Source organism: Legionella lytica (assembly GCF_023921225.1).
Lineage (GTDB): Bacteria > Pseudomonadota > Gammaproteobacteria > Legionellales > Legionellaceae > Legionella > Legionella lytica.
The window spans coordinates 1823230-1834487 of the sequence record NZ_CP071527.1 but is presented as its reverse complement, the minus strand read 5'-3'; the positions used below and the strand labels follow the sequence as shown (position 1 = coordinate 1834487).

Below are 11258 nucleotides of genomic sequence, written 5' to 3'. Positions count from 1 at the left end.
TACTGTTCTATTAATTTAAGAGAATGTAGCCCGTATTAGCGTAACATAATACGGGATTGACAAAAAATCACGGATTAGGCTTCAACCAGTTCGGTTAAGCCTAATTTATTAAACAACACCTTATCTTTAGTGCGTTGTGGATTATCTTCCGTTAATAACTTATCACCAATAAACACGGAGTTTGCACCCGCAAAATAACACAAGGCCTGCAACTCATCGCTCATCTCAGTACGTCCTGCGGTTAAACGAATTACACTTTTGGGCATTAATATGCGAGCAGCGGCAATAGTACGTACCAACTCAATACCCTCAACAGGTTGAGCCTTTGCTAATGGAGTTCCTTCAACTGGGATTAGACGGTTAATTGGAACACTTTCGGGTGGTGTATCCATATTGGCTAAAGTTAATAAAAACTCAATACGATCCTCTCGAGTCTCACCTAAGCCTAAAATTCCACCACAACACACGTTAATACCCGCTTTACGCACATTATCTAAAGTTTCTAAACGCTCACTAAATTTACGGGTAGTAACCACTTTTTCATAATAAGAAGGAGACGTATCGATATTGTGGTTATAGTAATCTAGGCCAGCCTCTTTTAAGCACATTGCTTGCTCTTTATTAAGCATACCTAAGGTCATACAGGTCTCTAAGCCTAGCGCCTTAACACCTGTGATCATTTCTTGTAATTGAGGCATTACTTTATCTGGAGGACAACGCCAAGCAGCCCCCATGCAAAAACGCTTCGCACCACCATCTTTTGCTTCTTGCGCACTTTTTAGCACCGCATCAACCGTCATCAACTTTTCTTTTTCTACATGTGTCTGATGATGACCACTTTGGGAGCAATAGCCGCAGTCCTCTGGGCAGGCTCCTGTTTTGATACTTAGTAAGGTAGCAAACTGTAAGGCATTTGCATCATGGTTTTCTCTATGGATACTATGTGCTTGATTTAATAAATCATTAAATGATTGCTCATAGATTGCAGTAATTTCAGATGTTGACCATTTTTTTTTATTTTGAGTCACAATTAACCCCTATTATTTGTCATAAAGGACATGATAAAGTGGCGCACCGTCTTGTCAACCAAAATTTTAAAAATGGTCAACATAGAACAATTAATTCATCGTGATTTAAAACATGTTTGGCATCCTTGTGCTCAAATGAAGGATTTTGAAGCAATTCCCCCACTCGTTGTTGAACGCGCCCAAGGAAGTTACCTTTATACCAATAAAGGGCCGCTTATCGATGGAATTTCCAGCTGGTGGTGCAAATCTTTAGGTCATGGACATCCCGCAATAATCGAGGCCATAACAAATCAGCTGCACCGCTTCGAACATGTCATTGCCGCAAATACCACACATCCCGCTTTAGTTGAACTGGCTGAGGAATTAGCCCAGGTCACCCAAAAGCAACATATATTCTTTGGAAGTGACGGCTCTAGTGCGGTTGAAATCGCCTTAAAACTGACAATTCATGCAAATCAAATCAAAGGACTAAACCATAAAAAGCAATTTATTGCTCTGAAAAATGGCTATCATGGAGAAACCCTTGCCACAATGGGAACGAGTGATTTGGGCCTTTATAAAGCGCCTTACGAAGCCTACGGCGTGCCCTGCCATTTTCTTGAACATATTCCTTATGTCTCAGGAAAAAATGATCCATTATGGGATAATTGTGATGAATATTGGCCTGCAACAGAAAGGCAATTAAATGCGCTTGCTGAAAAAACCTGTGCGGTTATTTTTGAACCCATAGTCCAGGGGGCTGGCGGAATGTTGTGTTATAGCCCTGACTTTCTAAAAAAACTGTCTCTATGGGCCCAAGCAAACGACGTTTACCTCATTGCCGATGAAATCATGACAGGGCTTTGCCGAACGGGTGAATGGCTGGCCTGTGATCATGCAGGTATTAAGCCGGACTTAATTTGCTTATCGAAAGGTTTAACCTCGGGTTCAGTTCCACTAAGCTGCGTGATGATCGATAACAACATTTTTGAGCTTTTTTATAATGACTACTCCAGCGGCAATTCGTTTCTGCATTCACATACCTATAGTGGTCATTCATTAGCTGTCTGCGCAGCCTTAGCCACCATAAAAACGATGCATGCAGAACAGATTATTCACCAAGCACGTTCGCTTGGCGATTATATGTTTGCCTGCATGCAAGAAATTGCACAAGTATCAGGTAAACTAACCAATGTTCGCGGTGTTGGCGCCCTAGTTGCTGCCGATTTAGAAATAACAACACCATCAAGTCGCATAGGAAATAAAATATACCAGCAAGCATTAGAGCATGGCGCTTTAATACGCCCTATTGGAACTACCCTTTATTGGCTTCCTCCATTAAATACAAATAGAGATATTATTGGGAATTTAGCAGAAATCACACTAAACTCTATAAAGGACGCCTATGCATAAAACATAATATTATGGACCAATTGCGGCATCCCTTTCTACACTATATTTATAGGCAGTTTACAGTGTTTTGGGGGATCCTTACTCTAACGATTATTTGTTTCTGCTCCTACATGATGTGGCAGAACTCTATTGCTAATGCATACACCCAAGCGTTAAAAGCAGCTCATAATTCAGCATATAGCCTTGATAATTTAATAGATGAAACCTTTTCTCGACTGGAGACATTACCCATTTTTAAAAAAGCTAATTTAGATTGTAAAGCAGATCTTCTGCCCTATTTAAATTACATAAATACTGCTCACCCTGAAATTTTAGGCATCGCGACTAAGGATACCGACCATGGGCTTATTTGTTCCACTTTACCTTACAATAAAAGCTTTCTTTTAAATGGAGACATCTCATCAAAAACTATAGTAGGCCCCCTTCAATTACCTACTTATAATTTTCCGATTTATTCATTAAAAAAGGATTTTGGCCATTACCAAATAGAGTTAATTTTTATAGCATCCATGCTTGAAGCGCTCCTCAAACCAACGGGACAAGACAATTTCACGATCATTTTATATGATAAGAACAATAAAAAAGATTTGCTTAGAATTTCTAATAAACCAAAAAAATCACTGATATATAATCCGGTCACAAACCCCAGGCTTCCTTTAATTGTTAAACCCATTGTTGCCCACGTAAATCTCCATAGTATTAAAGGCGTCGCTGTAAAATTAATTTATTCGCCTCAAGTTCTATTTAGCAACTTACGAAACAAGCAAATTCTACTTACTATTGATATTTTAATTTTGTCTTTTTTTTCATATTACTTACTAAACAATTTGATTCGTGCGCGCACTTCGTTAAAATGGTCGATAAAAAGAGCCATCAAACGCCAACTGTTTTATCCCGTCTATCAACCAATTTTTAGTGTTAAGCTAAATCGATATTCCAGTGTTGAGGTTCTGTTAAGGTGGAGAACGAAATATGGCGAAATTATTATGCCCGATTCGTTTATAACAGAAGCTGAAGAAACTGGATTAATTGTTCCTATTACACTACAAATTCTTGAAATTGCCTTTAGAGAAACTCAAGATATTTTAAAAGCTAATCCATTATTCCATTTATCAATCAACATTTGTGCGGCTCATTTTATCGACCCTGACTTTTTTGATAAGTTTTATCAATTACAACAGGACTATTCAATTGCATCAACACAGGTTTTACTTGAAATTACAGAGCGTAACTTACTCGATGAGCATGACGAAATTTATCTAAAAAGGATGCACGAATTATGCAACAAAGGATTTTCACTAGCGATTGATGATTATGGTACTGGCCATGCAAGTTTAAGCTACTTACAACATTTCCCTTTCAGCTATTTGAAAATAGATAAAATGTATGTTCAGGCTATTGGTACGAAAGCCATTACCGAATTACTCAACGATGCAATCATTGATTTGGCTAAAAAAATGAATTTAATTATTATTGCAGAAGGTGTTGAAACTAAAGAACAAGCCAATTATTTACTTAAGAATGAAGTACAATTATTACAAGGGTGGTATTTTTCAAAGGCTCTATCTATTGAGCAATTAAAAAGCCTGCTTTAGGGAGAAAATAAATGAATTATTATGTACGCATCTGTGTTTTATTATTGTTTAGCTTTTCTGTTTCAGCATTTGCGCAACAGCCACTGAGTGGAAACTTTTGGCAATGTACTACCTATGATGCAAGTGGCAAACCATGGATTGCTGCGAGCACTTATCGAAAAGTCGCCGTAAATTATGCTTTTGATATGTGTAAAAAAGGAAGTACAGACCCTGCAACCTGTAAGGTAAGAAGGAACAATTGTGAACGCTTCGTTCATGGGGTAAGTGTTGAGCCTATGTGGGTATGCTCTGCTTTAGACCGCACTGCGATTGTTTGGCGAAGTAATCCTTATCCGCAACGCGATGATGCAGCATTAGCAGCCAAAGATTTTTGCCGTCAAAAAAGTGTGGTACCTGGAACCTGCTATGTTAATTTAATTACTTGTGTTAATAAAAATGGGCTAGATTAATGGTGTATTGTGTGGGTTTAACAGGTGGGATTGCAAGCGGCAAGAGTACTGCAGCCGAGGTATTTGCAGAGTTAGGAATACATGTTGTTAACGCGGATAAAATATCACGTATTCTGACTACGCAAGGTCAAGATGCTTATACTCAAATTGTTGCACATTATGGTCCGGAAATTTTAAATGAACATAATGAACTTAATCGTAACGCATTAAGAACGATTATCTTTAGCGACCCCAAAGAGCGCACTTGGCTTGAGCAGCTACTACATCCTCTTATCCGTCAAAAAATTAAAGAGCAAGTTGGCTTAACCACCACACCATATTGCATTGTAGAAATTCCTTTGCTAATCGATAAGAAGGCCTACCCATATATTAACCGTGTTTTATTAATTCAAGCGCCCAAACACATACAAATAGAACGCCTTATGCAACGTGATAAGTGTAATCAAGAGCAAGCCCTATCCATTTTGGCAGCACAACCCGATACAAACCTACGTTTAAAAAATGCAGATGATATTATTATTAACGATGCAGGAACAGATAAGCTAAAAACAGCAATTATTGACCTGCATCATAAATATCTCCTAAAAACATAGCCTGGATGAAGGCGAAGCCACCATCTGGAGCCGTGCTCAAAACGCATATGATGTTAGCCCTATTCAAATTAGCATTCCTTTTTGTTCTTCATCACCGCGAAAAACTTAATTAAATCATCCAGATCATTTTCAGATAGGGATATAGGATCAGAACCACTCATCCTTCCCTTAGACAAAACCCGAACCGATTTAGGCTCACGAATAAACTTTTTCAGCACCACTCGATCAGGGTAATATTCCCATGGATTTTTAGAGCAATTTAAATCAGGACCAATCTTACTTTTCCCAATGCGATTCATCGCATGGCATCCTTCACAATGACTAATATATATCTTATGACCATTAATAATCGATTGATCCGCAGTCTTAGGAGCGGGTAATAAGTCTTTATAATCATGATCATTCATTATCTTTATAGCAACGACACTCCAAGCCCAATATTCATTAGAGATGTATGAACGTTCAGGATAAAGCCAAATAATTTCATAAGGTCCTGCCGTAGTTCCAGTATGATTATCAATCACCGGCCATTTAGATTGGGGTTCTATTGTCAGCATTCCAATGGATGAGTGCTTACTACAATCCATAATTTTCTGCGCTGGCACATAGACATGAAAATCATCTTTGGCAACGAACTCAATCATTTTATTACCCGGAGCAACATAAGGCCTGAGGAGTTTACATAAAGGTATTCCTTTATGAGACATAATTTGATTAGGATAGGCGCGATCATTGTTAATTGTTACTGGAGTGAGTGCTGGATGAGTAAGCAGAGCCTCTCGGTCGAAGGTAACTGTTCTATCGGGGGTTATAATACGTAATTGGGATTCTGATTGTGTATAGGCTATAGATGTAAGACAAATACAGGTGATTAATAAAATATATTTCAATCCGTTCACATAAGCTCCTTAGTTAATCAATTGCAGCGTTACAAAGAACAGTTATTATGTCAATAATGGAAAACCATAGGAATTTTGCCAAGGTATATCAATATCCCTGGAATTATTTTAACTAAATAGTCTATGATTATTGAATAAGATCAAAGACATGAGCAAGCAATGAAGCTAGTTACATTAAATTTATGGGGGGGGCATTTAAGGATCCCCTTATTAAAATTTATAAATCATCATAAGGATGTGGATATTTTTTGTCTGCAAGAGGTCTATCACCAGGCGCATCGCGTTATCTCTCGCCAAGAACGAGAATTAAGTTTGAATATTTTCTCAGACCTACAAAAATTACTTCCCGAACATTACGCCATTTTTAAACCCGCAGTAGATAATGTTTATGGCATAGCCATGTTATTAAGAAAAAACATAGATATTTTGAGTGAGGGTGAAATTAATATTCATCAAAAAAAATATCATCCAGGAATTGGCGAGAATCATCCGCGTAACATGCAGTGGGTAGAATGTGAATCCAATAATCAAACCTATTCAATTTTAAATGTACATGGACTTTGGAATGGTCGTGGTAAAAGTGATACCCCTGATCGAATCGCGCAGTCCATGCGTATACGCCATTTTATGGATACAATTAATACACCTAAAATACTGTGCGGCGATTTTAATTTAAGGCCAAACACACAAAGCATGCATATTATCGAAGAAGGCATGACTAACCTTATTACCGCTAATAAGGTACGTTCTACACGCACCAGTTATTATAAAAAAAGTGAAAAATTTGCGGACTACATCCTGACTTCGCCAGAAATAAAAATTAATCAATTCGAAGTCATGAGTGAAGAAGTTTCAGATCATGCAGCGTTGTACCTGGATTTTAATTAATCGTAATCCTGGTAAACTACTGTTTAGGGATTAACTGCATCACTTCCCGATTCGCTTCAGGAAACTCATCAGGGTTTAGCTCATTTTGATGAATCCATTTCATCGCAAGCTGTCCTTCAATGCATGTAGGACTTCCGGAAAATTGCGTTACTAGAAAAATAAACAATTGCACTGACCGTTCAGCATATTGATGATGCACTTCACCAAGAAACTCATGTTTAAGCACATCCAAACCAACTTCTTCCTTTATCTCTCGGATTAACGCTTGTTCGGCAAGTTCGTTGGCTTCTAATTTACCACCGGGGAACTCCCAATACCCACCATGCGATGCATGGAGTGGGCGTTGAGTCACTAAGATACGCTGCTGTTCGTCAATAATAATGGCTACAGCGACTTTAATCACGACAAACTACCATGACATGATTTGTATTTCTTACCTGAACCACATGGGCATGGATCATTGCGCCCAATTTTCTTTTCCTGGCGTCTGAAAGTCTGTGATTGTGGAGAACCACTTTCATCGTCATTGAACAACTCGCCATGATTTAAGCTCATTTTACTTACTTGATCAGCACGACGCTGCTCTTCAACTGCATCTACATCAGCCTCGCTTTGAATTTCAACTGAAGAAAGCAGGCGAACCACATCGTATTTTAAGTTATCCAGCATACTGGTAAATAAAGAAAATGCTTCTTTTTTATACTCTTGCTTTGGATCTTTCTGAGCATAACCACGTAAATGAATTCCTTGACGCAATTGATCCATTGCTGCCAAATGTTCACGCCATTGATTATCTAAAGTTTGTAAAATCACCGATTTTTCAAACTGCGACATAACAGGTCTACCAGCCTGCTGTACTTTTGCATCATAATGCGTTACAGCTAAATCAAGAATTTTCTCTTTAATTTGTTCAGGTTGAATATGATGATCTTTTTCAATCCACTCAAGCAAAGGCGTTTTTAATTTAAACTCTTCAGATAAAACATCGTTTAATACCTTAGGCTCCCACTGATCTTCTAAACTTTGTGGAGGAATGTAAGTATCAACAAGATTGTTGATTACTTCTTCACGCATCATTGTTACGACTTCTTCAGTATCGGCCATTTCCATAATAGACGCACGTTGCGTATAAATGACTTGTCGTTGATCATTCGCCACGTTATCGTATTCCAGCAACTGCTTTCTGACATCAAAATGATGACCTTCTAATTTACGTTGAGCATTTTCAATCGCTTTAGTCACCAGAGTGTGTTCGATTGGTTCTCCAGGCTTCATTCCTAAGCGTCGCATCATGGATGCAACACGTTCTGAAGCAAAAATACGCATCAAATTATCTTCAAGTGATAGATAGAAACGGCTGCTGCCTACGTCTCCTTGACGACCAGAACGACCACGTAACTGATTATCAATACGGCGTGATTCATGGCGCTCAGAACCAATAATTCTTAAACCGCCTGATGCAAGAACTTCTTCATGACGTTTTTGCCATACTCGTTTTACTTCTTCTCTTTCTTCAGCGGTAGCAGTTTCGGTCAATTGGGTTAAATCAGCAGATAAGCTTCCACCTAACACGATGTCAGTACCACGACCAGCCATGTTCGTAGCAATGGTTACCGCGCCAGGACGCCCTGCTTCAGCAATAATTTGAGCTTCTTTTTCATGGAACTTAGCGTTCAATACTTGATGCTTAATCTTCGCTTTATTAAGCAGTTGACTTAAGAACTCAGACGCTTCAATTGATGCGGTACCAACAAGAACAGGCTGTTTGCGCTCCACACAAGCACGCACGTCATCAATAACAGCTTGGAATTTATCTTCTTGATTTAAATAAACCAAATCAGCCTCATCTTTACGCATCATGGGTTTATTGGTCGGAATAACCACAACATCAAGGTTATAAATTTGTTGTAATTCATAAGCTTCTGTATCTGCTGTACCCGTCATTCCAGACAACTTATTGTACATACGGAAAAAATTCTGGAAGGTAATGGATGCTAAGGTTTGGTTTTCATTTTGAATTGCCACACCTTCTTTCGCTTCAACAGCTTGATGCAAACCTTCAGACCATCTACGGCCAGGCATAGTACGTCCAGTGTGCTCATCAACAATAACTACTTGATTATCGCTAACAATGTAATCGATATCCCGATGGAACATAGCGTGTGCTTTTAATGCAGCGTTAACATGGTGCATCAGCATAATATTGCTTGCGTGATACAGGCTCTCACCTTGCTCTAACAAACCAGCCTTAAGCAATAACTCTTCGATGTGTTGATGCCCTGCATCCGTTAAATGCGCCTGCTTTTGTTTTTCATCAATCGTATAATCGCCATCACCAGCCTCTTCACTTTCTTGCTTTTTCAGGTTCGGGATTAGTTTATTAATTTTAATGTATAATTCAGAACTGTCTTCAGCTGCACCAGAGATAATTAATGGAGTACGTGCTTCGTCAATAAGAATGGAGTCTACCTCGTCTACGATGGCAAAATTAAGCTCTCGTTGCACTTTATCAGTTAAGCTAAAGGCCATATTATCGCGTAAGTAATCGAAACCGTATTCATTATTAGTTCCATATACGATATCGCAACGATATGCAGCTTGTTTCTCGCTATGAGACATATCTGGATAAATTACGCCAATAGTTAATCCTAAAAATTCAAATATAGGACGCATCCACTGACTATCGCGCTTAGCGAGGTAATCGTTAACTGTAACCACATGTACGCCACGACCAGTAATTGCATTCAAATAAGCAGGTAATGTTGCAACTAAAGTTTTTCCTTCCCCAGTACGCATTTCGGCAATATTTCCTTCATGCAATACCATTCCACCTATCAATTGCACGTCAAAATGGCGTAATCCTAAAGTACGTACAGACACTTCTCGGACCGTAGCAAATGCTTCCGCTAATAGCTCATCAAGACTTTCTCCGTCATTAAAACGGGCTTTAAATTGTGCAGTTTTCTCTGCTAACTCGGCATCAGTCAGGGCTTGCATCTGAGATTCAAACGCATTAATAGCCACTACTGCCTTTTCCATACGCCGCAATGTACGCTCATTTCGGCTTCCAAACATTTTCTTGATCAACGTATTCAGCATGGCCTAAACAATCCTCTGAAGGTTTTAAATAATAAATGTGTTAATGTACTAAAAATTAGAGAAAAATACTATGAATAACATCAGAGTCTGCTGACATTTCACTAGTTTGAGCTCAAATAAGCTGATTTTCGAGGGGTAAAACGTAAATTCAGTATCTTATTCCAGCTTGTAGCAAAAGAATTTCTGAATGCCCCACCATAAAGTTAAGCACTTATACTCACCGTCGGCGTTCCGCCCACCCTTTTTATAATGCTACAACCTCTTCTATCTCTAATAGATAATGGTTTACTTGCTCAAATAGGGACAAATCTTTAGTTTGCAAGAGATGCATTAATGTTTTTTTCCACTGACTAGCACCCGGCAAACCATAAGCCAAATTAAATATTGGTTTTACCAATAAACTAAGGGCCGTACCTTGATGATATTCCGTAATCAAATAATCTTTATACTGGTTAAATAACTGACTACGTAACAGCATTGGGCTTTCTGGGTAAAGAGCATGATGAATACTGGCTATTTGATAGGGATTATCACAAGCCAAGCGCCCTAACATGACACCATCTACATGCTCAAGATGTTCCTTAATTTCTGAGTAACTTTTAATATTGCCGTTAATGACCACGGGAATATGAGGAATTTCTTTTCTTATTTTATAAACAAAATCATAATTAACTGGAGGAATTGTACGATTTTGTTTTGGACTTAGGCCGTTAAGCCAAGCTTTTCGGGCATGTACAATAATTTTTTGGCTACCCGCCTCAACTAATTGATGCACAAAATCACTAAAAAACTCATAACTGTCCTGGTGATCAATACCAATTCTTGTTTTTGCTGTAACCGGTATTGTCACTGCATCGCACATGGCCTTGATACAATCAACCACCAGTTTAGGCTGATTCATTAAGCACGCACCAAAATGCCCTGCTTTTACTCGATCACTTGGGCATCCCAAGTTAATATTAATCTCATCATAGCCTTCTGCTTGCGCCAATTTAGCGGATAGCGCCAGGGCCTGTGGATCAGAACCTCCCAATTGAAGCGCTAACGGATGCTCTTGCTCTTTAAATCGTAAAGAGCGCTCTGGATTATTTTGAATTGCGCCAGTAGTTTGCATTTCTGTATATAAAAGCGAATGTGGGGCCAGAATACGCATGAAAACGCGAAAATGACTGTAAGTCCAGTCAATCATGGGGGCAATTGCTAAAGATGAAAATAGAATGTCCGATGTCATTTCAAGGGGTGATAAAAAAAGGGATGATTATATCTTAATTATCGATTTTTGTACAAAAATATAGCCTGGATGCAACAATAAACG

At 38.7% G+C, this 11258-nt stretch carries 10 protein-coding genes; 5 read left to right on the top strand and 5 right to left on the bottom strand.

What is annotated here, in order from left to right; translation table 11 throughout:
• Positions 1–74: 74 nt before the first annotated feature.
• On the bottom strand, positions 75–1028 hold the full coding sequence (gene bioB, locus J2N86_RS08150; protein ID WP_252578896.1) for a biotin synthase BioB: 954 nt from the start codon (positions 1026–1028) through the stop codon (positions 75–77).
• Positions 1029–1100: 72 nt separating this feature from the next.
• On the opposite strand from bioB, the gene bioA reads away from it, so the two are divergent.
• The 4 genes from bioA to coaE all read left to right on the top strand — a co-directional run bounded on the left by bioA (position 1101) and on the right by coaE (position 5057).
• Positions 1101–2420, top strand: coding sequence for an adenosylmethionine--8-amino-7-oxononanoate transaminase (gene bioA / locus J2N86_RS08145; protein WP_252582429.1), 1320 nt, complete (start codon positions 1101–1103; stop codon positions 2418–2420).
• A 110-nt stretch (positions 2421–2530) separates the two neighbouring features.
• Complete coding sequence (locus J2N86_RS08140) at positions 2531–4015, top strand: EAL domain-containing protein (protein ID WP_252578895.1); 1485 nt, start codon at positions 2531–2533, stop codon at positions 4013–4015.
• A gap of 11 nt (positions 4016–4026) precedes the next feature.
• Positions 4027–4464 carry a hypothetical protein gene (locus J2N86_RS08135; RefSeq protein ID WP_252578894.1) on the top strand — a complete coding sequence of 146 codons (438 nt, stop codon included), beginning with the start codon at positions 4027–4029 and terminating at the stop codon, positions 4462–4464.
• The gene (coaE, locus tag J2N86_RS08130; RefSeq protein ID WP_252578893.1) at positions 4464–5057 is read left to right on the top strand and encodes a dephospho-CoA kinase; all 594 of its coding nucleotides are present in this window, start codon (positions 4464–4466) and stop codon (positions 5055–5057) included. The genes J2N86_RS08135 and coaE overlap by 1 nt, the downstream gene beginning before the upstream one ends.
• A 68-nt stretch (positions 5058–5125) precedes the next feature.
• Here the strand turns inward: coaE and J2N86_RS08125 are convergent, their stop codons facing one another.
• The gene (locus J2N86_RS08125; protein WP_252578892.1) at positions 5126–5956 is read right to left on the bottom strand and encodes a c-type cytochrome; all 831 of its coding nucleotides are present in this window, start codon (positions 5954–5956) and stop codon (positions 5126–5128) included.
• Between the two features lie 159 nt (positions 5957–6115).
• On the opposite strand from J2N86_RS08125, the gene J2N86_RS08120 reads away from it, so the two are divergent.
• Complete coding sequence (locus J2N86_RS08120) at positions 6116–6844, top strand: endonuclease/exonuclease/phosphatase family protein (RefSeq protein ID WP_252578891.1); 729 nt, start codon at positions 6116–6118, stop codon at positions 6842–6844.
• Between the two features lie 16 nt (positions 6845–6860).
• Here J2N86_RS08120 and mutT read toward each other — a convergent pair whose 3' ends face one another.
• The 3 genes from mutT to dusA form a co-directional block, all read right to left on the bottom strand.
• The gene (gene mutT / locus J2N86_RS08115; RefSeq protein WP_252582428.1) at positions 6861–7244 is read right to left on the bottom strand and encodes an 8-oxo-dGTP diphosphatase MutT; all 384 of its coding nucleotides are present in this window, start codon (positions 7242–7244) and stop codon (positions 6861–6863) included.
• Complete coding sequence (secA, locus tag J2N86_RS08110) at positions 7244–9943, bottom strand: preprotein translocase subunit SecA (RefSeq protein WP_252578890.1); 2700 nt, start codon at positions 9941–9943, stop codon at positions 7244–7246. Before secA ends, mutT begins: the two co-directional genes overlap by 1 nt.
• 244 nt (positions 9944–10187) lie before the next feature.
• A complete protein-coding gene (gene dusA / locus J2N86_RS08105) occupies positions 10188–11174 on the bottom strand; it encodes a tRNA dihydrouridine(20/20a) synthase DusA (protein WP_252578889.1) in 987 nt (328 codons plus the stop codon).
• Positions 11175–11258 lie beyond the last annotated feature (84 nt).

Excerpts from the sequence above, each read along its gene's own strand:
- bioA (WP_252582429.1), top strand. The coding sequence starts at position 1,101 with ATGGTCAACATAGAACAATTAATTCATCGTGATTTAAAACATGTTTGG.
- coaE (WP_252578893.1), top strand. The coding sequence starts at position 4,464 with ATGGTGTATTGTGTGGGTTTAACAGGTGGGATTGCAAGCGGCAAGAGT.
- J2N86_RS08140 (WP_252578895.1), top strand. The coding sequence starts at position 2,531 with ATGATGTGGCAGAACTCTATTGCTAATGCATACACCCAAGCGTTAAAA.
- J2N86_RS08120 (WP_252578891.1), top strand. The coding sequence starts at position 6,116 with ATGAAGCTAGTTACATTAAATTTATGGGGGGGGCATTTAAGGATCCCC.
- secA (WP_252578890.1), bottom strand. The coding sequence starts at position 9,943 with ATGCTGAATACGTTGATCAAGAAAATGTTTGGAAGCCGAAATGAGCGT.
- dusA (WP_252578889.1), bottom strand. The coding sequence starts at position 11,174 with ATGACATCGGACATTCTATTTTCATCTTTAGCAATTGCCCCCATGATT.
- J2N86_RS08135 (WP_252578894.1), top strand. The coding sequence starts at position 4,027 with ATGAATTATTATGTACGCATCTGTGTTTTATTATTGTTTAGCTTTTCT.